A 25684-nucleotide genomic window follows, 5' to 3' on the forward strand; every position below is an offset into this window, starting at 1 on the left:
GTTTATATGGGAAAGGCAACTATTTGTGATGTAATCTGTGTTCATGAGGATAAAGTAAATAATGCTTTGAATTTTTTAGAAGATGATAAAATCACAAAAATTACTTGGTATTTTTCAAAAAATATGTGATGAAAAGAAATTAAAAATCATATTATCTTTGATTAAGGAAAATGAGTTGTGTGTGTTTGTGATATTTCTTTGATATTAAATATGAGTGTTACTTCTACATCACATCATTTAAGACTTTTGTATAAAAATGATGTTCTTGATTTTTGGAAAGATGGCTTATTATTTTATTAAAGACGATGAAATTAAAGATTTTTTTCTGTAAAAATCAATTTTGCCCAATTTGTGTATGGCGTAAGGCGAGAAAAAATGCGCTAGGTTTATCGTTGATGATGAAATATATTAAATCTAGATAATCAAACATAATGAAGAATATATAGAAGTAATTTAGGTAGAGTTATTTTTCATTATAAATTATGCTATAATCTTATTAGATTTGGTTACTTCCCCTGATTTAATCAAATTATAAATAAGTCTCTATCATACACCTCACTAATGTGGGGTGTGTTTGTTTAACAAATGACGAAGTTCAATGATTATAGAAACATGTTTATTACTAGCGGGGTATATATTTAAAAGGATTTATGTGTTAATGTGTATGTAGACATATTAAACACAATTATGCGGCGAATCTACTCGATTATTTGAGTAGATTTTTATTTTGATTAGAGTGTCCAAAGTGATATACTTAAAATAGTTTAAACCTATATCTCCGTTTTAGATTTAAACTCATATTTGGTAATACCTTTTTCACCTCACTAATTAGTGAGGTGTTATTGTTTATAGGATAAAGATATGATATAGTAATTAGATGAAAGTGTGTTACCCTAAAACACTTAACCTCTACACAATGCCATGATGTGGAGGTTTTTTTATTGATTAATATATAAAGATGTAGTATTACTATATATAAGTACATTTTATGTACTTAATTTCATATACAATAATCCATTAACTTACCCTATCATTAAAAATGATAGGGTAAGTTTTTCAATTTTATATTGCTATATTTAGAATTGTTTGGTAGTTTGGTTATACGAGGAAGGGCTTAACATCCAATTTATCTTTCCTTGTAGTTAAATGATCTATTTCGCTTTACCACTCTAGATCTCTTCCTAATAACTAGAGTGGTTTTTGTATGAAAAAAACTTTTAAATGAATACTAGATGTTAGATTATGTACTATCATTTTTTCAATTATGTTTTAATAAAAAAGCCCCATAATGGGCTTTTTTATTCCTCTATTATTTCGTCTATATCTTCAATCTCTGTCATATCGACATTATCTTCTTCAATAATAGAATCTAGTCTTTTATGAATCTCATCTTCAGTCCAACCTGTTTCTTTAAGTGGTTTACTAATTTTCATGATTTGTTCTCCTTAGTATGATATTTCACTCGTTTTTGCCGAAATATTAAATACTTATCGTTTGAAATTCACTATGGTTTATGAATTAAAAGTCTCAAATGTCATTTCATACAAATCTTTATCATCTAAATTAACAAACTCCTCAATATTTACTCTATATGTGATACTATTTTGCCTTTTAGAGATTTGGCTAAAATATTTTATATTTATATACATGTTAGTTGTATAGCCATTATTCTTAATTGTATCTTCAAACTCTTCAAAGGCTTTTTTATTAATAGGCATTAAATAAAATTTATTACTAGGCAAAATATTTATATGTTTTTCTTGTAAAACTTCATTTTCATCTTCATCTAAATAAACTTTTATATCAATATTTTTAGCAGTCCCACCACCTAAATTTTGTAGTTTAAAAGCAGTATTTACATAGTCAGTATCAGATTCAGTTAAATTCTTCAATTTCAAACGTTGAGTTTGTTCAATAATAATCTGATCGAAAGCCAAGAATGGTATAAAAGAAATCTTGATTTGTCTTATTTGTATCATTACTGAAACGAAATATAAAATCGCCATAATAAATGTTCCAATTGAACCAATTGCTTGTAAAATATTTAACATTAAATTCCTCCTTATAATAAATTAGTTCTACTCTATCTATATAATACAAGCTATAGTTAATAATATAAAATAAATGATGTATAATTGAGTTGTTATTTTAGTAATTCAGGCTTAAAAATAAAGTTATAAATCAGAAAATCATCAATAATTATTATGATGAAGATTATCTAACTAGTTTTTCTGTAGTACATATAAAGAATTTACACAATTGTATGGTTAAAAATTAAAAGAGTTAGCCAACGAAATATAAGGAGCCCTTTATGAATAAATATATAAACATTTTTTTGGTAGCATTAAAACTTGGTTTAGTATCATTCGGTGGACCTACTGCTCATTTAGGTTATTTTTATGATGAATATGTGAAGAAAAGAAAGTGGCTTGATGAAAAAGAGTACTCTGATTTAGTAGCACTATGCCAATTTTTACCTGGTCCTGCAAGTAGCCAAGTAGGCATTGGTATTGGAACTATGAGAGGAGGAATCATAGGAGGTATTATCTCATTTATAGGATTTACTCTTCCTTCTGTAATTATGCTAATGATATTTTCAATGCTATTTACAAATAGTGATGCGAATTTCACTTGGATACAAGGTTTAAAACTAGTAGCTGTTGCTATTGTAGCTCAAGCTATTATTGGTATGGGGAAAAAATTAACAAATACTAAAACCACTATTACGTTGGCATTATTTGTACTTATATTAGCATTAGTAATAAATAATCTTTATATACAAGTTATTGCACTATTAATAACTGGTGTATATGGTCTTATCTTTCTAAGAAAAGATACAACATCTAGAAATAAAATAAAAAACAAAACATTTAACTTACCTAAAAAATTAGGTTTAGTTTCTTTATCATTATTCTTTTTACTCTTAACTATATTACCTATAGCTAGTTCAATAACCAATAATCTATGGTTAAAAATGTTTGATAGTTTTTATAGATCGGGTTCTTTAGTTTTTGGGGGAGGACATGTTGTCTTACCTTTATTGAAAAATGAGTTTGTACCATCAGGTTTAATATCACCCGATAACTTCCTAACTGGTTATGCTGCTGCTCAAGCTGTGCCCGGTCCATTATTTACGTTTGCTTCCTATATTGGTATGTCTATAGAAGGAATTTCAGGGGGAATTTTGGCTACTATTGCTATTTTTCTACCTGCGTTTCTTTTGCTATTTGGAATTTTGCCATTCTGGGATAATATTAAGTCTAATATATATGCTGAAGGCTTTTTAAAAGGTATAAGTTCGGGCGTAGTCGGCATTCTTATTGCTGCTTTTTATAATCCAATTTGGACGTCAACGATTAAATCAGAATTAGATTTTGCTTTAGGTAGTCTATTGTTCGTATTATTAATGTATTTTAAATTTCCTTCTTGGTCTATTGTTTTAATAGGTATTATTTTAGGTATTCTATTTTATTAGTCTAATTTAAATAAAATAATTTAGAAGTACAGTATTAAAAGGTATTTATTTGAAAACCACTTTAAAAGAGCATACTATTAAATTAGATTAACTAAGGAGGTTTTATTAATGAGAGCAGCAGTTTGGTATGGTAAGAAAGATGTACGAGTTGAAGAGCGAAAATCTAAAGATTTACAAGACAATGAAGTAAAAGTTAAAGTGACTTGGGCTGGAATTTGTGGTACAGATTTACATGAATACTTAGAAGGTCCTATATTTATTTCAACAGATAAGCCAGATCCATTTCTTGGTCAAAAAGCTCCTGTTACATTAGGACACGAATTTGCAGGCATAATAGATGATATTGGTTCTAAAGTTACAAAATTTAATAAAGGCGATCGTGTTGTCATTAACCCTACAGTTTCAAATCGTGAAAAAGAAGAAAATATTGATCTTTATGATGGTTATTCATTTATAGGCTTAGGTTCTGATGGTGGGTTTGCAGAATTCACAAATGTCCCAGAAGAGAACGTTTATAAATTACCCGATAATGTTTCAGATAAAGAAGGTGCTCTCGTAGAACCAACAGCAGTTGCAGTTCAAGCAATTAAAGAAGGTGACGTTCTATTTGGAGATACTGTTGCTATTTTTGGTGCAGGACCAATTGGTTTATTAACAATAATAGCAGCCAAAGCAGCTGGTGCTAGCAAAATATTTGTTTTCGATTTATCAGAAGAACGACTTAATAAAGCTAAAGCAGTAGGCGCCACTCATACTATAAATTCTGGTGAATCAGATCCAAGTGATATTATTAGTAAATACACTGATGACGGCGTTGATGTAACATTTGAGATAGCTGGTGTGGCCCAAACACTTAAATCAGCAATAGATGTTACTAAAGCAAGAGGTATTGTTGTTATAGTTTCTATATTCGGCCATCCTATTGAATGGAACCCAATGCAATTAACGAATACAGGTGTAAAACTTACTTCAACAATTGCTTATACACCTACTACATTTCAACAAACGATAGATTTGATTAATGAAGGTAATTTAAAAGTAAAAGATGTCATCACTGATGAAATTGAGTTAAATGATATTGTAGAATCAGGGTTTGAACAACTTGTAAATGATAAATCACAATCCAAAATTCTTGTTAAATTATAATATAGGTTATAACAACTAATGAGTTTACTACCCTACTTTTATCAATATATATAATAGATCAACTGACTACTACGTGTTTAGCAATCTCTCAATCCTGAAATAAGACTGTTAGGAGCTTTATACGTTTTAATGATTATGGAGTGGGTATATATTACTATTGATAACTTTAGGAGGAATTTATTTATGGCAAAAAAATTGCTGTTGTACTAGATAATTATTTTGAAGACGTTGAATATACAAGTCCAGTTGAGGCTTTAAAAAACGAAGGACATGACATTACTGTAATAGGAAAAGAAACAGGTACAGTAAAAGGTAAGTCTGAAGATACTGAAGTAACAGTAGATAGAGCGATTAGCGATATAAAACCTGAAGATTTTGACGCATTACTTATCCCAGGGGGATTCTCACCAGATATGTTACGTGGAGATGAAGAAGGTCGTTTTGGAGACTTCACAAAACATTTCGTTCAAAATGAAAAGCCTGTATTTGCGATTTGTCATGGACCACAGCTATTAATCGATACAGACTTATTAAAAGGTAAAAAATTAACAAGTTTCTTATCAGTTCGTAAAGATTTAGAAAACGCTGGTGCAACAGTAGTAGATGAATCAGTTGTAGTTTCTGATAATATCGTCACTTCACGTACACCTGATGATTTAGAAGACTTTAACCGTGAATCTGTAAATTTATTAAAATAATTATTTTTTAAAGAGGAGACTATCAGTCTTCTCTTTAGTTTTATATAAATAGTCATCATTAACACAAATGAAGATATTCTTAGTAAGATGATGGATTCTATAAAGGTTTATGTTTATAAGGTAAGGTAAGAGGTATATTTTAGCATGCTTGTAAATAATATTTAGAATGGAGTGTTATTTTATGAAAGCAGTCACTTATCAAGGACATAAGAAGATGAAGATCGAAAAAGTTGAAGATGCTAAGATTATTGAATCAACTGATGCAATTATAAATATAACAGCATCTGGGATTTGTGGTTCAGATTTACATTTATATCATCAAGGTGATTTATTCATGGAACCTGGTTTTGTCATTGGACATGAACCAATGGGTATTGTTGAAGAGATAGGAAAAGATGTAAAAAAACTAAAGAAAGGAGATCGTGTGGTAATACCTTTTAATATTGGGTGCGGGGAATGTTTCTACTGCAATAACGACATGGAATCTCAGTGTGACAATTCTAATGAAACACCAGCGAACTGGAAGTTAGATAATGGTGGACTATTCGGTTTTGGTAATCTTCATGGTAATCACTGGGGCGGACAGGCAGAATACTTAAGAGTACCTCATGCTGACTTTTCTTCATTTAAGGTTCCTGATAACAATCTAAAAGATGAGCAAGTTTTATTCTTATCAGACGTTGTACCTACTGCTTACTGGAGTGTAGAACACTCAGGCGTTAAACCCGGAGATACAGTTATTGTATTAGGTTGTGGTCCTATAGGTTTAATGGCACAGAAGTTTGCGAAACTAAAAGGTGCAGAGAGAGTGATTGCGATTGACAATGTACAGCATCGTCTCAATCACGCTAAAAAGTACAATGGTGCTGAAGTGTATAACTTTGATGAAGAACAAGAAATAGGTAAACTTCTTAAAGAAAAAACGCGAGGTGGCGCAGATGTTGTTATTGATTGTGTAGGAATGGATGGACAGCAATCGAGTCCAGAACAGGAGCTATCTGAGCATTCTCAACAACGTGGAACAATAAGTCCTATACTTACTGCTACTGAATCAGTAAGAAAGTTTGGGACAATACAGCTTACCGGTATATATGGATCACCTGCTGATAATTTCCCTATAGATTTAATATTTAACCGTGATATTACAGTAAGAAGTGGACAGGCTCCTGTTATTCATTTAATGCCTAAACTTTACGAGATGATTAAAGATGAAGTATTTGATCCTACAGAAATTATTACTCATACATTTCCACTTGAAGAGGCAGACGAAGCTTACAAAGTATTTGATCAGAAGAAGGATAACAACATCAAGGTTGTATTTAAACCAGAATAGACTATAAAAACTTTTGTTCTCGACTATTAAATTATTGGATATTGTTAGAGGAGATAGTTTATCTCATTAAAAAAAGGGGCTTTGTTAAATTAAGTGTGTAAGTTATTCAAGGATACTTAATAACTCTATCCTTAATTTGATCATGTAAAAGAAGCTGGTTCATAACCATAGACCAGTTTGGAATGTAACCAGTGGACCATTTCTTTTGAAGTTCTTTTGTTCGAATAAAGAGTAATTTTAAGAGTGCATTCTCATTTGGGAATGCACCTTTTTTTGTAACCTTTCGGTAACTAGAATGAATACTTTCTACCGCGTTAGTTGTATACATGATTTTACGAATATTACTACCATAATCAAACAGCTGTTCAACGTGAGTGAAGTTACGTTTCCAAACTTCAACCGCACCACAACTTGATTAACAAAACCATTGTATATATCTATTAGAAAAATGAGATAACTAAAGAAATATAAAAAGAGTTCCATAATATATTCAAGAAAATCTTGTATCCGAAGATATGGCTGAACACAAATAGATACACAATAAATTTATTATAAAAAATAAAATAATATGATTATTTAAAATTAGAATAAACGCATAAAGTTAGTTAATGATAAGCATAACATTTCTCAGGTATTATAAAGTTAATTTAAAAAATAATGATTAAATTAGATACTATTCCAATCACTATGTGCAGTAATAGTGAAAATCTTTTAGCTCTAACGAATCATTATAAATTTTATTTGTTTGAGTAAGGCTGAAACTGACATTAAGTTAAAAAATGGAATCGTTTTAATTAATTTATAAGCTTAAATGCTATTACCTAAATATTTGTTATCGAATATTTAAAAAGGGTATTTACTCTATAGTATGAAAAAGAGAAAAAAATAAATATGTAGAAAATCAATGATTTAATAAGAATAACCCAAACTATTTAAAGTAAGAACTATAATTTAAAAGTTGAAAGGAATGAATGTTATGGCGCGTATATTATTAACAGGTGCTTCTGGATACATTGGAAGTAATTTGATGAAAAAATTAAAAGTTGAAAATGAAATAATTGCTATTTCAAGAAATATAGAAAATAAAGTAGATGAGAAAAATGTAACTTGGAAGAAAGCAGATATATTTTCATTAATTGATGTTGAAAATGTTATGAAAGATATTGATATTGCTATTTACTTAGTCCATTCAATGATGCCGAATTCTAAGCTTACACAAGCTAAATTTGAAGATATGGATTTTTTATTAGCTGATAATTTTGGAAGAGCTGCTAAAAAAGAAGGTGTTAAGCACATTATTTATATAAGTGGTCTAATACCAAAAGAGGATAATCTTTCTCGACATTTAGAGAGTCGATTAGAATGTGAAAAAGTACTTGGTTCATATGGAGTGCCAGTCAGTACACTTAGAGCAGGTTTAATAGTTGGATCGAACGGCTCTTCATATCCAATTTTAAAAAAATTGACACAACGATTACCATTATTGTTGTTACCTAAATGGGCAAATAATATTACACATCCTATCTATATTGATGATGTCATAAATTCAATTACTAAAGTCGTATCAAGAAGGCCTAAACTAAATGAATCAATTGATGTTGGTGGTCCAGATGAGTTGACATATAAGGATTTATTTAAGCAAACGGCTAGTGTTTTAAATAAAAAAATGCCAATGTTTAATTTGCCGATTATACCTTTGATTCTCTCTAAATACTGGATAAGACTTATTAGCGGTGAAAAGAAAGAAATTGTGTATCCTCTTATGGACAGTTTAGTTCATAATATGAGAATGGATAATAAAAATTATATAGAAGGAATATCCGATGGGAAAACTACATTTAAAGAAAGTGTTAAATTAGCATTAAAAAATGAATCATCGAGTAAGAAAAAGAAAAACAAAAGTAAAACGATAAAAAATGTGAAATCTGTTCAAAGGTTTCGAATACCTACTCATATGACTATAGAAGATATAGCAAATGATTATATGGAATGGTTAAATAATCTTAATAATAAAATAATCTCTACTAAATACATTAACGGTAGATACATGATTTCACTTTTTCCTATAAAGAACCCTATATTAATATTAGAAAAGTCGGACTCCCGTTCAGATGTAAATAGGCAACTTCTCTATATAACTGGGGGAGGATTTTCAAAAAATAAAAATAAAGGTAGAGCGAGAATGGAGTTTCGTAGAGTACTAAATAAAAATGAATGTATAGTAGCTATTCATGAATATGAACCTACACTTCCATGGATTATTTATAAACTAACGCAAGCAAGAATACACTTATACGTTATGACTTTATACAATATACATCTAAAATCAATAGAATATAAAGTTAATAAATTGAATTTAGATAAGATTTAATATCTTTGAATCATAGTGAATATTCAAGGGGGTATATACATGAAAATCTATATTACATTCTTAAAAATTTTAAGGTTTTTTATAAAACAATTTTTAAAAATTTATTGGACTATATGCGGAATAGTATCTTACGTTTTGATCAAATATAAAAAAAATTAAGCTAATACTATGTTTAAAGTTGTTATTAAAAGGTAATATAGGATTAAGAGACTAGAGCTCTTGTCATAATAAGTGAAAGCGAGTTGAAGGATTAATTCCTTGCTCGCTTTTTATAAAACTAAATAAATGAAAATTACTTATTTAGCGTACTTTAATATAAAAAAACTATTTAAAGTGTTTTAATTAAAAAAAGTTTTCAATAAAATAACACCCCACTAATCAGTGAGGTGAAAAGGATTTCTAAATATGTGTTGAATAGATAACAGATATAAAACATTCAACTTTAGTCTATTATATATCAAAAAAAGATAAATTTAAATAAAACAGCCTATTTTTTATATAAAATCCTATATTAATATTTAAATGTAAATAGTCTTTAACTTATATATTGAAAATTTTTTTGATTGAAAAATAACATGACTAATAGAGAAGTGCAACCTCTAGAGATAAAAGCAAAGTACGTTAAAAAAGGAGAATAATTATGAATGTAATTGAAACAATAAAAACCATCATAAAAGTGATAACACCAATTATCGGTGGTAAATTTATGGGTAAATTTGCAGTAAAAAACGCGAGAAAAGATTATAAAAATAATGTTAGACCACCTTTTTCACCACCCGGCTATGTCTTTCCAATTGTGTGGCCAATACTTTATACAACGATGGGCGTAGCTTATGCATTAGTGACTAATAAATCTACTAGTAAGGATTTGAAAGGTGCTTATTACACGCAATTAAGCCTGAATTATCTATGGTCGATATTATACTTCAAATATAAATTACGCTTTAGTGCGTTGATAGAGAGTGTTGTATTACTGGGCGCAGTAGTTACAACAATTGTGAAATTTTTCAATGTAAAAAAAGTTGCTGGCATTTTACTAGTTCCATATATGCTTTGGAGCGCTTTTGCTACTTATTTAACAGCTGGTAATTGGTATTTAAATAAAGATAACCCAAGCTATACAGAGAAATCTGAGAATTAAATTGATGAAAAAGATTATATATATTGCGCTATATTGGTTTATAGTTCAAATGATTATAGCTCAACTTGGTATTCGTATTAGTTATAAGTTCTTAGAAAAAGATAATAAGTATTTTCGAAGTTGGAATTTTGAACAAGAGGGTCAATTATGGCAACAATTAGTTAAAGTGCAATATTGGAAAGATCATTTGCCAGACGGTCAAAATCTTAACCCTAATATCAGTAGTAAAGCGACTTTCGATATATCTAAAAATATGAATGATATACAGCGTTTTATATTAGAAACTAGACGTGCAGAGATGGTTCATTTGCTATCCATATTTCCTGTTATTGTGTTTTTTAAAGCGTCAAAAAGCGTTAAAATTATTAATTTCGTATATGTCATTATAGCTAATGTGCCTTGTATGATTGTTCAGCGCTATAATCGCCCTAAGTTAATACGTATTTATAATAAATTACAAAAAAGAAAAGGTGATTAAATGGGAAATAAGAAAGTGGTTGTCATAGGAGGTGGCTTGGGTGGGATTGCTAGCGCAATTTGTATGGCTCAAGCAGGCTATCAAGTGGATTTATATGAACAAAATAAGCATATCGGTGGAAAGGTAAATAGGTTGGACATAGATGACTATGGATTTGATCTCGGTCCATCAATTTTAACCATGCCTAAAGTATTTCAACGCTTATTTCAACGATGTGATGAAAGGCTAGAAGATTATGTTAGTATTCGTAAGTTAAGTTTACAGATTAGAAACGTTTATCCAGATGGCCAAATTTTAGATTTATATGAATCCATGGAAGATATGTTAACAAATAATGAATCGTTAACAAATAAAGATATAGAGCAACTTTCTTCGTTTTTTAGTTACGCACAAAAGATACATCAAGTTGCTGAAAAAAGCTACTTTGATAAGGGATTAGATACGATGTTTGCAATTATTCGTTATCATGGTACGTTTTCAGCTTTAAAGCAATTCGATTATTTTCATACAATGCAACAAGCCATTAATAAAAGGGTGGATAACCCATATTTAAGAGAAATGCTAGGTTATTTCATAAAATATGTAGGCTCTTCATCTTATGATGCTCCGGCTGTATTGAGTTTATTACCTCAAATGCAACATGAGGAAGGTTTGTGGTACGTAGATGGTGGCATTCATAATTTAGCGGAAGCGATGGAACAATTAGCGAGAAAATTAGGTGTGGGCATACATTTTAACACCCCTGTAAAACGTATCAATTATAATAGTCAAAATAAGGTGACAGGGATTACAATAGAAAGTAATGAGGAAATATATGCAGATTACATTATATCTAATATGGAAGTAATCCCTGTTTATAAATATTTATTGAATTTTGATGCAAATCAAATAAACAAATTGGAACGTAAATTTGAGCCAGCTAGTTCAGGTTATGTCATGCATCTTGGTGTGGACAAAAGTTATCCAGAGCTTCAACATCATAACTTTTTCTTTTCAAGTAATTCTAAAGTTAATTATGATCAAGTTTTTCACCAGTATGTTTTGCCTGAAGATCCGACTATTTATGTAGTGAATACAAATAAAACAGATAAGACACAGGCGCCAGAAGGACACGAGAATATAAAAATATTGCCACACATACCATACATTCAGAATAAGTCATTTAGTGAAGCAGAATATCTGCAATTCCGAGAACGTATATTGAATAAATTAGAGTCTATGGGCTTAAAAGATTTGAGAAGGCACATTGTATATGAAGATATATGGACGCCACATGACATTGAAAATACATACAATTCTAATAAAGGAGCTATATATGGCGTAGTTTCTAATAAGAAGAAAAATAAAGGTTTCAAGTTTCCTAAAAAAAGTCAGTACTTCAAAAATTTGTACTTTGTAGGTGGTTCTGTAAATCCTGGCCCTGGTATGCCTATGGTCACTTTGAGTGGTATGCAAGTAGCAGAAGCTATTATTAATGGAGAAAGTAGTTGAGGCTGAATGATACTTTATATAATAGCAGTAGTATTGACGATACTATCACTAATAAGTGGAATGTGTATGTATGCGCGTCGAGCGATTATAAATAACTCCGGAAAAGAAAGAGGTCAGACAGCCGTCAGTGTTATTGTACCTGCTAGAAATGAAGCGGAGAACTTACCTAAATTACTTAACAGTATAAGTAAAGAGCAAGAAATAGAAGTAATTGTTATGGATGATGGTTCAACTGATGAGACACAAGTTGTTGCTAGATATTATGGTGCGAGCGTATATACTGTTGAAAATGATACTACATGGCAAGGTAAGTCACATGCTTGTTGGCAAGGTAGCAAATATGCAACGCATGATTTATTGATGTTTGTTGATGCTGATGTTCAGTTTACTTGTGATGATAGTATTCAAAATATAGCCAATCAATATGATTTACAAGGTGGTAAAGGTTTGTTATCAATACAACCTTATCACAAGATAAAAAAGCTATATGAAAATATATCGGCGATTTTTAATTTAATGACAATCGTAGGTATGAATCAATTTTCAATCACGAAATCAGCAAATAATGAGCAAGGCGCGTTTGGACCCGTCCTTGTGACAAATAAGCAAGATTATAAATTGACACAAGGACATTTGAAAGCTAAAAACCATATCATTGAAGGTTTTGCAATAAGTAAGGCATATCATGAATATGATTTGCCAGTGAATTTGCATGAAGGTCAAGGTGTGGTCAATTTTAGAATGTATCCTCAAGGATATAAAGCTCTATTAGAAGGGTGGAGTAAACACTTTGCACTTGGCTCTCAAATAACTAAAACATCTACACTTATGTTTGTATTTTTATGGTTATTTGGTTCACTTGAATCAATTTTAGCAGTGCTTTTTTCAATTAATTTAAGTTTATTATATATATTATTAGCTATTACTTTATATTTTATTTATGCTATACAGTTTCATATATTTATTCGAAGAACAGGAAATTTTAATCTCGTTGCGAGTTTATGTCATCCACTGCTTTTTACATGCTTTGTCGTAATATTTTTTAAATCATGGCTAGATATAAATGTATTTAAACGTATACATTGGAAAGGCCGTAGAATAGATTTATAACTTAAGTTTTTTATATTAGTCCCAAGCAGCAGTTCTAGGCATATTGAGGAGGCCAATAAATGAATCAACTAGAGAGAGATTATAACCACTGTCATAATATAATGAAAACACATTCGAAAACGTTTTCATATGCCTTTGATTTTTTGGATATAAAAAGGAAAAAAGCAATTTGGGCAATTTATGCAGTTTGTAGAATTATTGATGACAGTATTGATAAATACAAAGACCTTGAGCAACTAGACAGCATAGCTAGAGATTTAGATATGATTTATAGTGATTATGATTATATTCAAGCGTATCAAAGTGATAAAGCTATTATGAATGCTTTAAGTAACACTTTGGATACATATACAATACCTAAAAAGCCTTTTGAATCTCTTATTCAATATGTGAAAGAAGATTTAGATTTAAAAGTAATCCAAACGGATTCAGATTTATACGATTATTGCTATGGTGTTGCAGGTACTGTCGGTGAATTGTTAACTCCTATATTAGCTTCATCAAATAAAAATAGTTTTGAGCAAGCTAAAGAAGCTGCGATTGCTTTAGGTAAGGCACTGCAAATAACTAATATTTTAAGAGATGTTGGTGAAGATTTTCAAAATGGAAGAATTTACCTTAGTGCAGAAAAGTTAGTTGAATGTCAAGTTGATTTGCAATCTGTATATCATGAAGGCATTACGTCAAATTATATTCAACTATGGGAAAGTTATGCTTTAAAGGCAGTTAGTTTATATGATATTGCATTAAATGGTATCAATTATTTTGATACAGAGGTACGTTACATTATCGAACTAGCTGCGACTGCCTATCTTGAAATACTTGAGGAAGTTAGAAAATCAAACTATAGCTTGCATAAGAAAGTATATGTGAGTAAATTGAAAAAAATGAAGATTTATCGTGAAATCAGTGAGAAATATAATAGGAGTGAACCTTTATGAAAATTGCGGTTATAGGCGGTGGTGTTTCAGGGTTAGCTGCAGCTTCAAGATTAGCAGCAAACGGTCACCAAGTAGATTTATATGAAAAAAACCAACAGATAGGCGGCAGGATGAATCAAATTAAGCAAGATGGTTTTACATTTGATATGGGACCAACTATTGTAATGATGCCTGAGATTTATCGAGATGTTTTTAATTATGCAAAAAAAAATATGAATGATTACTTAGAAATTAAACAATTAGCACATATATATGATGTTTATTTTAGTGAAACAGATCAAATTCGCGTTCCTACAGATCTTGCTCAATTAAGAGAAATGCTCGAAAGTATTGAACCTAACTCTACACATGGTTTTATGTCCTTTTTAACAGATATATACGAAAGGTACGAAATAGCACGAAAATATTTTCTAGAACGTACGTTTAGGAAGCCTACAGACTTTTATAATCCTTTTACAATATATCAAGGTATAAAACTTAAAACTTTTGATAAAGCAGATAATTTAATTGAAAAATATGTTGATAATGAAAAAATTCAAAAAATCTTAGCATTTCAAACATTATATATAGGTATCGATCCTAAACGAAGTCCCTCATTGTATTCAATTATACCTATGATAGAGTTGATGTTTGGTGTTCATTTTATAAAAGGTGGTATGTATAGCTTTGTTAAAGCACTTCAAACACTAAATGAAGAATTGAGTACTCAAATTTATACAAACGCAAATGTTGAAGAAATAATCATTGATAGCAGGTATAAGCGTGCGGAAGGTCTAAAAGTAAATGGACGTATAGAAAAGTATGACAAAATAATTTGTACTGCTGATTTTCCATATGCTACTTCATCTTTAATTAAAAATGAACATCATCCTAAGAAGTATACGACACAGAAAATTGATAATATGGACTATTCTTGCTCAGCCTTTTTAATGTACATAGGGGTTGATAAAGATTTATCTGAAGATATCTTGTTACATAATGTTATATTTTCAAAGGATTTTGATAATAATATCAATGAAATATTTTCCGGGGAAATATCCCAAGATCCATCAATATATTTATACGCTCCTAGTGTGGAAGATCAGTCGTTAGCGCCAGAAGGTCAAACAGGTATTTATGTACTGATGCCCGTTTCAGAATTGAAAACAGGTGATACGGATTGGTCTGATGAGTCAACCATCACAAAGGTGAAAGATATTATTTACAATAAGCTTTCTACGATTAAAGCGTTAAAAGATTTGAAAAAGCAAGTTGTGACAGAAATTATTTATACGCCTAAGGATTTTGAAGGAGATTATAATGCTAAATTTGGAGCAGCCTTTGGTTTAATGCCTACTTTAGCGCAAAGTAACTATTACAGACCGCCTAATGTGAGCAGAGATTACAAAAATTTGTATTTTGCTGGAGCTAGTGTTCATCCAGGGGCAGGAGTGCCAATTGTACTGACGAGTGCTAAAATTACAGTTGATGCTATGTTAGAAGATATTAATAATGGTATATAAAAAACGCTTAAAATCACTTTTTGATAAAGTGATTTTAAGCGCCTTTTTAACTAATCGAACGTAATGGTTTGTGGTGTGTCTAATTTTTTATCGTTCATAATTTTTATGGATTTTGGTATTACTTTAATTACACACAAGTTTGGATCATCCTTAGAGTCAAAAAAGGACTTATCTTGTTTGTTCCAAATCCAATCAATAGTCTCTTGATCTTTCAGTATTTCAACATTAGCATCAATTTCTAGAAAACTACGATTATTCGTTTCATCGTAACCTATAAGTACATGAGCTTTGGGATTATCTTTAAATTCAGCAATTTTTTTAGACTCAATGCTTGTCTTAGTATAAAGTGTGTGTCCATCATTATAAAATACCATGTATCTACTATTAGGTGTATTGTTATGTGCAGTAGATAGGACACCTATTTTTGATGTATTTAATATATTTTCAATTTCATTTTGTAATTGTTCGTTATTCATAATTTAATCACCTCTGATAATAATATACCCTGAAGTTGCCTATAATATGTAAGGTATTAAAATTTATTTTATTTTTTAGTGAATTATACAAAAGTTAAAACGGGTATATGATTGAAAACACAATCTTAAGTTAAAGGACAATTATAAAGTGAATTTGTATGAAACAAGCTGGGAGGCAATAAAATGCATTTAGGAGTCATACTTAACAGAGTTTTTAGAACGAAAGATAATCCAATTTTTCAATATATAGTGAAGCATCAAAATGAGATAAATAAATTGTATTTTATTTTACCTTTAGAAGATTTAACTGACGCATCAGAAGTAAAACGTGACTATTACCATAAAGTTGTAAAAGGATTTGTAAATGCTTTAGATAAGCATGATATACAACCTTATATTGTCACATATGAAAAGCTAGGTGAATTAGCAGAAACATTGGCGTTATCTCACGTATTAGTAGCAAAAGATATTATGAGTTATCACAAAGAAATATATGACTATCCTCATGTAAAAAAGGCTTTTGAAAATCACCAAGTTACAGTAATTGGACAGCGCGTGAATCATTATTTTGAGCCAACAAAGACTTTTAATAAACAGCAACAGCCTTATAAAGTATTTACTAGTTTTTATAAAGCAAATCGTCAGGACTTAGTACACACCCCTAAAAAAAGTTATCAATTTAAGCAGTTGTCTCAAATTGCGGAAAAGGGTTCAAATCAAAGTGACTTAAAATTTGAAAATAATAAAGATATAGAAAAGTTAGCGCGTAAAGCTTGGGATGATTTTTTTAATGGTGACATAGCTCATTATGATAAATTGACTGACGATGTGTCGCAGGATTTTGTAAGTGGATTAGGTAAATATTTAGCATATGGACTACTCGATATTCGTGAAATTATAAATGATTTACTTGAAGATTATGAGAGCGATGAAAAAAATTATGAAGCTTTTATAAGAGAGGTTCTATTCCGTGAATTTTATTATGTGTTAATGACACAGTATCCAGAAACGGCAACTAAATCTTTTTCTGAAAAATATCGAAACATGCGATGGTCGTATAATAAAACACATTTTGAAGTATGGAAAAAAGGTCAAACTGGATACCCAATGGTTGATGCTGCAATGAAGAAGCTGAATCGTACAGGATATATGCATAATCGCTTACGAATGGTCGTATCACAATTTTTAACGAAAAATTTATTTATTGATTGGACTTGGGGGGAGGAGTACTTTAGACAGTATTTGATAGATTATGATAATGCATCTAATGTACATGGATGGCAGTGGTCAGCATCAACTGGAACAGATGCAGTGCCTTATTTCAGAATGTTTAATCCTATACGTCAAAGTGAGCGTTTTGATGCGCAAGGGTATTTTATTAAAACACAGCTAGAAATATTTAATGATGTGAGCAGTAAATACATTCATGATCCAACTAAATATAAAGACAAGTTACAAGAAATTTATCATATTGAAATTGGAAAAGATTATCCACAGACTATCGTGAATCATAAAAATAGTAGAGATTATGTTATGGATAAATTTAAGCAATTTTGACATATCATCCAATAAAAAGGAGTGATTCATTTGTTGATAAATGAAATACATCGTATTTATTTAGACAAAAATAATAATGAGGTAACTATTAATAGATTTAATGTGACATATCACTATACTATATTAGAACAAATTAATGATTTGCCACAATATGGTTATGCAGTTTTAAACCATTTATATGCTAATCCTGGTTTAGAGGCAGACTTCGAGCGTGTGTTCTTAAATAGAGATAAACATCTAGAGAATACTGAAGGGTTTGAAAATCTATTATTTCTAAAGCCACATAGTACACATGAACATCATGTTATCATTACGTTTTGGCAAGACGAAGCAGCTTACAAACATTGGCAAGAGTCTCAGGAATATAAAGCATCCCATAAAAATAGAGGAACCAAGCAAGGTGCTGATAAATCTATTGTAAACAGAAATCTATCATTTAATATTAGTTTAGAATTTAAATAACATAATTTTTGAATTAAATGATATTTCTGCAAACATATAGGCGAGTTATTTAAATACTAACTTGCCTATTTTTTAAGTGATATAAAAATTTTAGCAAAATCACTGATAAGGGGAGACATATCACAAATAAAACTAAAAAATAGGTTGTATGTAACTCGCTTTGAAATTGATTGAATATATAGTATCTTTAATAAAATGCAGCTATTGTGGCGTAGAATTTGAGAATCAAAAAAGGATTAATATAGTTTGAAGAGACTGAGCATAAATACTAGAAAAATGGCCAGTAAATGAGTTTATTATAAATTCATTTACTGGCTTCTTTAAATAATTATCTAGACAATTTGCTTTTCTAGACATACTCTGAAATGCATTATTTTCTTTAAGAATATTAATATATGACTTGTTTTGGTAATGATAACCTTGGTCAGAGTGTATTGTCATGCGATAGTTAAGATTAGATCTTTTAATTAAAACATTGTTTTAAATATCGATGACAAGGTCTAATGTAGGACGTGTAGACATAAGTTTCGGAATTATATAAATCCATAAAACTAGATAAATCGAAAACATTTATACCCTGGGTGGGTATATGTTATAGTATAAGTAGCTTTACTATAACATTTTCATTAGGAGGGGTTAATTTGAATAATAATGGTGAAGAGCATAATCATCAAAATCACATGAATCATTCCAATCAAATGCATCATGATAATCATGCCTCACATCATCATCATAGTGGCCATGCACATCATCATGGAAATTTTAAAGTTAAGTTTTTTGTTTCATTAATTTTTGCAATACCTATCATTCTTTTATCGCCACTGATGGGTGTTAACTTACCTTTTCAATTCACATTTCCAGGTTCTGAATGGGTAGTGTTAATATTAAGTACAATTTTATTCTTTTATGGTGGTAAACCGTTCTTGTCTGGTGGTAAAGATGAAATTGCTACAAAAAAACCAGGCATGATGACCTTAGTTACCCTAGGTATCTCAGTAGCTTATATTTATAGCTTGTATGCTTTTTATATGAATAACTTTAGTAGTGCAACTGGTCATACAATGGACTTTTTTTGGGAATTAGCAACCTTAATTTTAATTATGCTATTAGGACATTGGATAGAAATGAATGCTGTCGGAAATGCTGGAGATGCTTTAAAGAAAATGGCAGAACTGTTACCTAATAGTGCTATTAAAGTTATGGATAATGGCCAACGCGAAGAAGTTAAAATATCAGACATCATGACTGATGATATCGTCGAAGTAAAAGCCGGAGAAAGCATTCCAACAGATGGTATTATCGTTCAAGGACAAACATCTATAGATGAATCCCTAGTCACTGGAGAATCTAAAAAAGTACAAAAAAATCAAAATGACAACGTCATCGGGGGTTCTATTAATGGGTCTGGAACAATACAACTCAAGGTTACAGCTGTGGGAGAAGATGGATATCTTTCTCAAGTTATGGGACTTGTTAATCAAGCACAAAGTGATAAATCTAGTGCTGAATTGTTATCTGATAAAGTAGCAGGTTATTTATTCTACTTTGCTGTAAGTGTTGGCGTGATTTCTTTTATTGTCTGGATGCTCATTCAAAATGATGTTGATTTTGCATTAGAACGTCTTGTAACTGTGTTAGTCATTGCTTGTCCACATGCTTTAGGCTTGGCAATACCTTTAGTCACTGCACGTTCTACTTCAATTGGTGCACATAATGGTTTAATTATTAAAAATAGAGAGTCTGTAGAAATAGCTCAACATATCGATTATGTAATGATGGATAAAACTGGTACTTTAACTGAGGGTAACTTTTCTGTGAATCATTATGAGAGCTTTAAAAATGATTTGAGTAATGATACAATATTAAGCCTTTTCGCCTCATTAGAAAGTCAATCTAATCACCCATTAGCTATAAGTATTGTTGATTTTGCGAAAAGTAAAAATGTTTCATTTACTAATCCACAAGACGTTAATAATATTCCAGGTGTCGGATTAGAAGGTCTAATTGATAATAAAACATATAAAATAACAAATGTCTCTTATCTTGATAAACATAAACTTAATTATGACGATGACTTGTTTACTAAATTAGCTCAACAAGGTAATTCAATCAGCTATTTAATTGAGGATCAACAAGTCATTGGCATGATTGCTCAAGGAGATCAAATTAAAGAAAGCTCAAAACAAATGGTAGCTGATTTACTATCAAGAAATATTACACCAGTCATGCTTACAGGTGACATTAATGAAGTGGCACACGCTGTCGCAAAAGAATTAGGTATTAGTGATGTCCACGCACAACTCATGCCAGAAGATAAGGAAAGCATTATAAAAGATTATCAAAGTGACGGTAATAAAGTCATGATGGTCGGAGACGGTATCAACGATGCGCCGAGTCTTATAAGAGCCGATATTGGTATTGCAATTGGTGCAGGAACCGATGTTGCAGTCGATTCAGGTGATATCATACTTGTTAAAAGTAATCCATCAGATATTATTCATTTCTTGACCCTTTCAAATAATACTATGAGAAAAATGGTGCAAAACTTATGGTGGGGTGCAGGTTATAATATTGTTGCTGTACCTTTAGCAGCTGGTATTTTAGCATTTATCGGCTTGATTTTATCACCTGCAATAGGTGCTATTTTAATGTCACTAAGTACGGTTATTGTTGCAATTAATGCCTTTACATTAAAATTAAAATTAAAATAAAAGATAGGAGTTTTATTATGATTAAAAAATTATTTTTTATGATATTAGGATCATTACTAATATTATCAGCTTGCTCCAATAATGATGAAAAAGATAAAGACACTAATGACCAAAAAAGTGAGAGCCATATGAAGCATAATGATGAAAGTAAAGTTCCAGAAGATATGAAATCGACTAATGAGGGTGAATTTAAAGTGGGAGATAAAGTAACGATTACAGCAGGGCATATGCCAGATATGAAAGGTGCAGAAGCTACTGTAAAAGGTGCGTATAAAACATATGCCTATGTTGTAAGTTATAAACCCACAAATGGAAATGAAAAAGTAAACAATCATAAATGGGTCGTAAACGAAGAGATTAAAGATGCACCTAAAGATGGATTTAGTAAGGGCGATACTGTTAAATTAGAAGCAAGTCATATGTCTGGTATGAAAGGTGCTACAGCCAATATAGATAACGTGAAAAAGACTACTGTTTACGTAGTTGATTACAAATCCAAAGATAATGGTAAAATCATTAAAAATCATAAATGGATGACAGGAAATGAGCTGAAAGCACGATAAAAATCTAGTTCTAAATTGAGAAATAAATAGATATAAAAATATCCTCCTTAATCAATAATTTAAATAACTTATTATTGTTAAGGAGGATATTTTTTAGTGTGTAAATTAAAAAGAATTTTAGAAGAATAACATTTATCAAAAAACTGTTCATTACCTTATTAATTGAAATTATATAATTAAAAACCGCATCATTAACCGATACGCAGAGCCATATAATAAATAATCCTGAAAATCCACCCAATTTAAAGATTAATTGGGTGGATTTTCAGTTTAGGTTAAATAATATAAAGATAATAAACATGACACTTGTAAAGCGATTTAATTCTTGTACTTTATCACTAAGATTTAAATAGATAATGATAGGCTTTTTGTTTTTTTGATACAATGTCACAAAGGTCTTTTGAATAATCGAATTCTTTATTATTGATTTTATGTTTCTCTTTTCTAACCCCTTTACGATATCCATAGTTATTGAATGCTATTTTGTGATACTAATACCTAATTTTTAGTGTGTATAATTATAAATATCAGGAGTTGCCTGACAAATTTCATTGATTAAAAGATAAGTTGAATAATTGCAACAATGATTAAAATACTGATGATCCACTTTTGTACAAAACTAGGGACCTTTTTACCTAATTTTAAACCTAACGGAGCGAAAATAATACTCCCTATTATTAAAAATAACGCATCTTCTAAAGGAATGTAACCTTGTATAAGTTTAATGATAAAGGCGCCAATTGAAGATATAAAAGCAATTACTATACTATTAGCAACTACCGTATTCATTGGTAATTTGAATAAAACTAGCAATATAGGAATAATAATAAAAGCGCCGCCTGCGCCAACTATACCTGAAATGATACCAACGAAAAGACCAACCATAACTAATAATGGTTTGTTAAAGGAAGACTGATTTAAATTCGGTTTTACGTTAATAAACATTAAAATTAATGCGATTAAAGCAATGATAATATATATTGCATTTACAAATTCAGCATTAAATAAATTTGCTAGGAGTGCGCCTAACAAGCTCCCTGTAATCATACCTCCACTCATATAAATAACTAATGTTGGGGAGAATTCGGTTTTTTTTCGCGCTTTTAATGACCCACTTAAAGTACTGAAAAAGACTTGACTTGAAGTAAGTCCTGAAGCGATGTATGCACTGTATGCAGGAACACCAAATAGTGGCGGTAATAATAAAATAGCTGGATAAATAATGATAGCACCACCGATACCTACTAGACCCGAAATAAAGCCTCCGAATACCCCAATAAGTAACATCATAATAACATTTGAAATATCCATTATTTACTTTTTACCAATAAGTTAACGGCTTCATTAATCAATTCTTCAGAATTTTCACCATTATCCTCTGCTGTCTTTACACATTCTATTAAATTTTCACTAATGATAATCCCCATCAAACGTTGGATTGAACTTTTTGATGCACTGATTTGAGTAATGACATCTTTACAATCTTTTTCTTCTTCCATCATTTTAATAACGCCATTGAGTTGACCTTGTATTCTATTAATACGATTAATCATTTTTTTATCATAATGCATAGTTATTTCCTCCACTTTTAATTGAATAAAGTCATAATAATAGATAGAGCCAAAAATGTCAAATACCCCATTGGGTATTTGACATGCTATAAACAATCAGTTAATATACCCCTATAGGTATTTATAAGGAGGGTATTATGAAACAATATAACGAAAAGCATATCAACAAATTTAGTAAACAAGAATTAGAGAAATTAGGTGCACAAGGTCAACTGATTGACGTAAGAACAGAAGAAGAATATGAACTAGCACACATAAATGGTGCGACATTACATCCTGTAGATAAGATTGAATCGTTCAATAAAGATAAAAACAAAACCTATTATATTCACTGTAAAAGTGGTACCAGAAGTACTAAAGCGAGCGAGTATTTAGCTGAACAAGGCTACGATATTGTTAATTTAGACGGTGGCTATAAAGCATATGAAGAAAAAAACGAAGATAATAATACATTAGAAAAAAATACAAATGTAGAAATTAAAGCAGAGCGTAAACAACTTAACTATAGTGGTCTTCAATGTCCAGGGCCAATTGTAAATATCAGTAAAGAAATGAAAAATATTGAAGTAGGCGAGCAAATTGAAGTTACAGTGACTGACCCTGGTTTCCTTAGCGACATTAAAAGCTGGGTGAAACAAACAGGACATACGTTAGTTGAATTGGATGAAAGTAATAATGGAATTAATGCTATCATTCAAAAAGAAAAACCAAAAGACTTACAAGTGAATCATACTGCTAAAGGTACGACAATTGTACTATTTAGTGGAGAGTTAGATAAAGCAGTGGCAGCAATGATTATTGCGAATGGCGCTAAGGCTGCAGGAAGAGATGTAACTATCTTCTTTACTTTTTGGGGACTTAACGCGTTGAAAAAAGGGCAAACAGTTAACGTTAAAAAGAAAGGCATTGCAAAAATGTTTGATTTGATGTTGCCCAAAACATCTGTACGCATGCCACTTTCTAAAATGAATATGTTTGGTTTAGGTAATATAATGATGCGCTACGTAATGAAGAAGAAAAATGTTGATTCATTACCATCGCTTATCAATCAAGCTATCGAACAAGATATCAAATTAATCGCTTGCACGATGAGTATGGATGTTATGGGAATTCAGAAGGAAGAGCTCAGAGACGAAGTTGAGTACGGTGGCGTAGGTACTTATATTGGTGATACGGAAAATGCGAATCATAATTTATTCATCTAATTAAATCTATTAAAAAAGGAGTTTTACCATGTTTTTCAAACAATTTTACGATAATCATTTATCTCAAGCATCTTATTTAGTTGGCTGTCAACGTACAGGAGAGGCAATAATAATTGATCCTGTTCGTGATTTAACAAAATATATGGAAGTTGCAGATAGCGAAGGTTTTAAAATTACACAAGCTGCAGAAACACATATTCACGCTGATTTTGCTTCTGGAATTCGAGACGTGGCAGCACGTTTAAACGCCAATATATATGTATCTGGCGAAGGTGATGATCAATTAAGTTATAAAAATATGCCGGAACATACAAATTTTGTTAAAAATCAAGATATTATTCAAGTAGGTAATATTAAATTAGAAGTCTTGCATACACCTGGTCATACCCCAGAGAGTATTAGTTTCTTACTCACGGATGAAGGTGGCGGCTCAAGTGTTCCAATGGGTTTATTTAGTGGTGACTTTATTTTTGTTGGTGATATCGGTAGACCTGATTTACTAGAAAAATCAGTACAAATGGAAGGTACTACAGAGATTGGAGCAAAACAGATGTATCAATCTATAGAAGGTATTAAAGATTTACCAGATTATATTCAAATATGGCCTGGACACGGTGCTGGAAGCCCATGTGGTAAAGCATTAGGTGCCATACCAATGTCTACGCTAGGTTACGAAAAAATAAATAACTGGGCATTTAATGTGACAGATGAATCTAAATTTGTTGAACAATTAACATCAAATCAACCAGCGCCACCCCATCACTTTGCACAGATGAAAAAAATTAATCAGTTTGGTATGAGCATGTATCAACCATACAACGTTTACCCTAGTTTAGATAATGTAAGAATAGCCTTTGATCTTCGTAGTAAAGAAGCCTTTCATGGCGGTCATACTGTAGGAACAATCAATATTCCATACAACAAAAACTTCATTAACCAAATCGGTTGGTATTTAGACTATGAAAAAAGTATAGATTTAATTGGTGATAAATCTACCGTTGAGCAAGCAACACATACTTTACAATTAATTGGCTTTGATAAAGTAGCAGGTTATCGTTTACCAAAATCAGAAATTTTAACCCAATCCATCCATAGCGTTGATATGACTGGTAAAGAAGAATATATACTTGACGTACGTAATGATGAAGAGTGGAATAATGGGCACTTAGATCAAGCAGTCAATATTCCGCATGGTAAATTATTAAATGAAAATATTCCATTTAATAAAGAAGATAAAATATATGTACATTGTCAGTCAGGTGTTAGAAGTTCAATAGCAGTGGGTATATTAGAAAGCAAAGGCTATGAAAATGTCGTGAATATTAGAGAAGGCTATCAAGATTTCCCAGAATCATTAAAATAATTTAAAGATGTGGAAATGTAGTTGGGGCCCAAAAGTTTTTTTTTTTTGGGGGCGAAAAAAATTAATTTTTTTTTTTATTTTTTTTAATTT

At 30.6% G+C, this 25684-nt stretch carries 22 protein-coding genes and 3 pseudogenes; 19 read left to right on the forward strand and 6 right to left on the reverse strand.

Going from position 1 to position 25684, the window contains the following annotated elements; all coding sequences use genetic code 11:
* Nucleotides 1-6: 6 nt before the first annotated feature.
* A pseudogene (locus LQ622_RS13930) lies at nucleotides 7-331 on the forward strand (ArsR/SmtB family transcription factor).
* A pseudogene (locus LQ622_RS15235) lies at nucleotides 288-419 on the forward strand (protein rep); the annotation flags it as partial. The pseudogenes LQ622_RS13930 and LQ622_RS15235, both read left to right, overlap by 44 nt.
* Nucleotides 420-1298: 879 nt before the next feature.
* Here LQ622_RS15235 and LQ622_RS15115 read toward each other — a convergent pair.
* Both LQ622_RS15115 and LQ622_RS13940 read right to left on the reverse strand, forming a co-directional pair.
* Nucleotides 1299-1433 (reverse strand): hypothetical protein, encoded by a 135-nt coding sequence (locus LQ622_RS15115; RefSeq protein WP_016910996.1) that lies wholly within the window; start codon nucleotides 1431-1433, stop codon nucleotides 1299-1301.
* A gap of 78 nt (nucleotides 1434-1511) precedes the next feature.
* On the reverse strand, nucleotides 1512-2051 hold the full coding sequence (locus LQ622_RS13940) for a hypothetical protein (RefSeq protein WP_016910997.1): 540 nt from the start codon (nucleotides 2049-2051) through the stop codon (nucleotides 1512-1514).
* Nucleotides 2052-2311: 260 nt separating this feature from the next.
* Here LQ622_RS13940 and chrA point away from each other — a divergent pair, with 260 nt between their 5' ends.
* From chrA to LQ622_RS13960, 4 genes are all read left to right on the forward strand, one after another.
* Entirely contained in the window at nucleotides 2312-3475 is a 1164-nt protein-coding gene (gene chrA, locus LQ622_RS13945; protein ID WP_159315765.1) for a chromate efflux transporter, read from the forward strand.
* A gap of 108 nt (nucleotides 3476-3583) precedes the next feature.
* Nucleotides 3584-4621 (forward strand): 2,3-butanediol dehydrogenase, encoded by a 1038-nt coding sequence (locus LQ622_RS13950; RefSeq protein WP_159315764.1) that lies wholly within the window; start codon nucleotides 3584-3586, stop codon nucleotides 4619-4621.
* Nucleotides 4622-4800: 179 nt separating this feature from the next.
* Nucleotides 4801-5319 carry a type 1 glutamine amidotransferase domain-containing protein gene (locus LQ622_RS13955; RefSeq protein WP_159315786.1) on the forward strand — a complete coding sequence of 173 codons (519 nt, stop codon included), beginning with the start codon at nucleotides 4801-4803 and terminating at the stop codon, nucleotides 5317-5319.
* Nucleotides 5320-5500: 181 nt separating this feature from the next.
* Complete coding sequence (locus tag LQ622_RS13960; RefSeq protein ID WP_159315763.1) at nucleotides 5501-6652, forward strand: zinc-dependent alcohol dehydrogenase; 1152 nt, start codon at nucleotides 5501-5503, stop codon at nucleotides 6650-6652.
* A gap of 106 nt (nucleotides 6653-6758) precedes the next feature.
* On the opposite strand, the pseudogene LQ622_RS13965 reads toward LQ622_RS13960, so the two are convergent.
* Nucleotides 6759-7058 (reverse strand): annotated as a pseudogene (locus LQ622_RS13965) (transposase); the annotation flags it as partial.
* 570 nt (nucleotides 7059-7628) lie between these two features.
* Here LQ622_RS13965 and LQ622_RS13970 point away from each other — a divergent pair.
* The 7 genes from LQ622_RS13970 to LQ622_RS14000 all read left to right on the forward strand — a co-directional run bounded on the left by LQ622_RS13970 (nucleotide 7629) and on the right by LQ622_RS14000 (nucleotide 15686).
* Nucleotides 7629-9023: an NAD(P)H-binding protein gene (locus LQ622_RS13970; RefSeq protein ID WP_204189347.1), complete on the forward strand. Its 1395-nt coding sequence runs from the start codon at nucleotides 7629-7631 to the stop codon at nucleotides 9021-9023.
* A gap of 640 nt (nucleotides 9024-9663) precedes the next feature.
* Nucleotides 9664-10164 carry a TspO/MBR family protein gene (locus LQ622_RS13975; protein ID WP_016911004.1) on the forward strand — a complete coding sequence of 167 codons (501 nt, stop codon included), beginning with the start codon at nucleotides 9664-9666 and terminating at the stop codon, nucleotides 10162-10164.
* A gap of 4 nt (nucleotides 10165-10168) precedes the next feature.
* Nucleotides 10169-10642, forward strand: a complete 474-nt coding sequence (locus LQ622_RS13980) for a glycosyl-4,4'-diaponeurosporenoate acyltransferase CrtO family protein (RefSeq protein ID WP_016911005.1) — start codon at nucleotides 10169-10171, stop codon at nucleotides 10640-10642.
* Nucleotides 10643-12133 carry a phytoene desaturase family protein gene (locus LQ622_RS13985; protein ID WP_016911006.1) on the forward strand — a complete coding sequence of 497 codons (1491 nt, stop codon included), beginning with the start codon at nucleotides 10643-10645 and terminating at the stop codon, nucleotides 12131-12133.
* A 66-nt stretch (nucleotides 12134-12199) separates the two neighbouring features.
* Nucleotides 12200-13243: a glycosyltransferase family 2 protein gene (locus LQ622_RS13990; RefSeq protein WP_016911007.1), complete on the forward strand. Its 1044-nt coding sequence runs from the start codon at nucleotides 12200-12202 to the stop codon at nucleotides 13241-13243.
* A 59-nt stretch (nucleotides 13244-13302) separates the two neighbouring features.
* Complete coding sequence (locus LQ622_RS13995; protein WP_016911008.1) at nucleotides 13303-14184, forward strand: phytoene/squalene synthase family protein; 882 nt, start codon at nucleotides 13303-13305, stop codon at nucleotides 14182-14184.
* Nucleotides 14181-15686, forward strand: coding sequence for a phytoene desaturase family protein (locus tag LQ622_RS14000; protein ID WP_107537106.1), 1506 nt, complete (start codon nucleotides 14181-14183; stop codon nucleotides 15684-15686). The genes LQ622_RS13995 and LQ622_RS14000 overlap by 4 nt, the downstream gene beginning before the upstream one ends.
* Before the next feature lie 50 nt (nucleotides 15687-15736).
* Here the strand turns inward: LQ622_RS14000 and LQ622_RS14005 are convergent, their stop codons facing one another.
* Nucleotides 15737-16162 carry a pyridoxamine 5'-phosphate oxidase family protein gene (locus LQ622_RS14005; RefSeq protein WP_016911010.1) on the reverse strand — a complete coding sequence of 142 codons (426 nt, stop codon included), beginning with the start codon at nucleotides 16160-16162 and terminating at the stop codon, nucleotides 15737-15739.
* Between the two features lie 183 nt (nucleotides 16163-16345).
* Here LQ622_RS14005 and LQ622_RS14010 point away from each other — a divergent pair, with 183 nt between their 5' ends.
* The 4 genes from LQ622_RS14010 (at nucleotide 16346) to LQ622_RS14025 (ending at nucleotide 21455) form a co-directional block, all read left to right on the forward strand.
* Nucleotides 16346-17719: a cryptochrome/photolyase family protein gene (locus LQ622_RS14010; protein ID WP_159315760.1), complete on the forward strand. Its 1374-nt coding sequence runs from the start codon at nucleotides 16346-16348 to the stop codon at nucleotides 17717-17719.
* Between the two features lie 21 nt (nucleotides 17720-17740).
* Entirely contained in the window at nucleotides 17741-18181 is a 441-nt protein-coding gene (locus LQ622_RS14015; protein ID WP_232174662.1) for an antibiotic biosynthesis monooxygenase family protein, read from the forward strand.
* A 641-nt stretch (nucleotides 18182-18822) separates the two neighbouring features.
* On the forward strand, nucleotides 18823-20892 hold the full coding sequence (locus tag LQ622_RS14020) for a heavy metal translocating P-type ATPase (protein ID WP_204189343.1): 2070 nt from the start codon (nucleotides 18823-18825) through the stop codon (nucleotides 20890-20892).
* 17 nt (nucleotides 20893-20909) lie between these two features.
* Nucleotides 20910-21455, forward strand: a complete 546-nt coding sequence (locus LQ622_RS14025) for a YdhK family protein (RefSeq protein WP_044291616.1) — start codon at nucleotides 20910-20912, stop codon at nucleotides 21453-21455.
* Nucleotides 21456-22010: 555 nt separating this feature from the next.
* Here LQ622_RS14025 and LQ622_RS14030 read toward each other — a convergent pair.
* Complete coding sequence (locus LQ622_RS14030) at nucleotides 22011-22766, reverse strand: sulfite exporter TauE/SafE family protein (protein ID WP_044291618.1); 756 nt, start codon at nucleotides 22764-22766, stop codon at nucleotides 22011-22013.
* Nucleotides 22766-23026 (reverse strand): persulfide-sensing transcriptional repressor CstR, encoded by a 261-nt coding sequence (cstR, locus tag LQ622_RS14035; protein ID WP_012816717.1) that lies wholly within the window; start codon nucleotides 23024-23026, stop codon nucleotides 22766-22768. Before cstR ends, LQ622_RS14030 begins: the two co-directional genes overlap by 1 nt.
* A 137-nt stretch (nucleotides 23027-23163) precedes the next feature.
* On the opposite strand from cstR, the gene cstA reads away from it, so the two are divergent.
* A complete protein-coding gene (gene cstA, locus LQ622_RS14040) occupies nucleotides 23164-24231 on the forward strand; it encodes a persulfide response sulfurtransferase CstA (protein ID WP_044291621.1) in 1068 nt (355 codons plus the stop codon).
* Between the two features lie 28 nt (nucleotides 24232-24259).
* Entirely contained in the window at nucleotides 24260-25594 is a 1335-nt protein-coding gene (gene cstB / locus LQ622_RS14045; RefSeq protein ID WP_044291623.1) for a persulfide dioxygenase-sulfurtransferase CstB, read from the forward strand.
* Nucleotides 25595-25684: the final 90 nt, after the last annotated feature.

The organism is Mammaliicoccus sp. N-M50, from assembly GCF_022386995.1.
Lineage (GTDB): Bacteria > Bacillota > Bacilli > Staphylococcales > Staphylococcaceae > Mammaliicoccus > Mammaliicoccus sciuri_A.

What these genes read in the sequence shown, in the direction of transcription:
- LQ622_RS15115 (WP_016910996.1), bottom strand. Translation starts at nt 1,433, where the DNA reads ATGAAAATTAGTAAACCACTTAAAGAAACAGGTTGGACTGAAGATGAG.
- LQ622_RS13940 (WP_016910997.1), bottom strand. Translation starts at nt 2,051, where the DNA reads ATGTTAAATATTTTACAAGCAATTGGTTCAATTGGAACATTTATTATG.
- chrA (WP_159315765.1), top strand. Translation starts at nt 2,312, where the DNA reads ATGAATAAATATATAAACATTTTTTTGGTAGCATTAAAACTTGGTTTA.
- LQ622_RS13950 (WP_159315764.1), top strand. Translation starts at nt 3,584, where the DNA reads ATGAGAGCAGCAGTTTGGTATGGTAAGAAAGATGTACGAGTTGAAGAG.
- LQ622_RS13960 (WP_159315763.1), top strand. Translation starts at nt 5,501, where the DNA reads ATGAAAGCAGTCACTTATCAAGGACATAAGAAGATGAAGATCGAAAAA.
- LQ622_RS13970 (WP_204189347.1), top strand. Translation starts at nt 7,629, where the DNA reads ATGGCGCGTATATTATTAACAGGTGCTTCTGGATACATTGGAAGTAAT.
- LQ622_RS13975 (WP_016911004.1), top strand. Translation starts at nt 9,664, where the DNA reads ATGAATGTAATTGAAACAATAAAAACCATCATAAAAGTGATAACACCA.
- LQ622_RS13980 (WP_016911005.1), top strand. Translation starts at nt 10,169, where the DNA reads ATGAAAAAGATTATATATATTGCGCTATATTGGTTTATAGTTCAAATG.
- LQ622_RS13985 (WP_016911006.1), top strand. Translation starts at nt 10,643, where the DNA reads ATGGGAAATAAGAAAGTGGTTGTCATAGGAGGTGGCTTGGGTGGGATT.
- LQ622_RS13990 (WP_016911007.1), top strand. Translation starts at nt 12,200, where the DNA reads ATGTATGCGCGTCGAGCGATTATAAATAACTCCGGAAAAGAAAGAGGT.
- LQ622_RS13995 (WP_016911008.1), top strand. Translation starts at nt 13,303, where the DNA reads ATGAATCAACTAGAGAGAGATTATAACCACTGTCATAATATAATGAAA.
- LQ622_RS14000 (WP_107537106.1), top strand. Translation starts at nt 14,181, where the DNA reads ATGAAAATTGCGGTTATAGGCGGTGGTGTTTCAGGGTTAGCTGCAGCT.
- LQ622_RS14005 (WP_016911010.1), bottom strand. Translation starts at nt 16,162, where the DNA reads ATGAATAACGAACAATTACAAAATGAAATTGAAAATATATTAAATACA.
- LQ622_RS14010 (WP_159315760.1), top strand. Translation starts at nt 16,346, where the DNA reads ATGCATTTAGGAGTCATACTTAACAGAGTTTTTAGAACGAAAGATAAT.
- LQ622_RS14025 (WP_044291616.1), top strand. Translation starts at nt 20,910, where the DNA reads ATGATTAAAAAATTATTTTTTATGATATTAGGATCATTACTAATATTA.
- LQ622_RS14030 (WP_044291618.1), bottom strand. Translation starts at nt 22,766, where the DNA reads ATGGATATTTCAAATGTTATTATGATGTTACTTATTGGGGTATTCGGA.
- cstR (WP_012816717.1), bottom strand. Translation starts at nt 23,026, where the DNA reads ATGCATTATGATAAAAAAATGATTAATCGTATTAATAGAATACAAGGT.
- cstA (WP_044291621.1), top strand. Translation starts at nt 23,164, where the DNA reads ATGAAACAATATAACGAAAAGCATATCAACAAATTTAGTAAACAAGAA.
- cstB (WP_044291623.1), top strand. Translation starts at nt 24,260, where the DNA reads ATGTTTTTCAAACAATTTTACGATAATCATTTATCTCAAGCATCTTAT.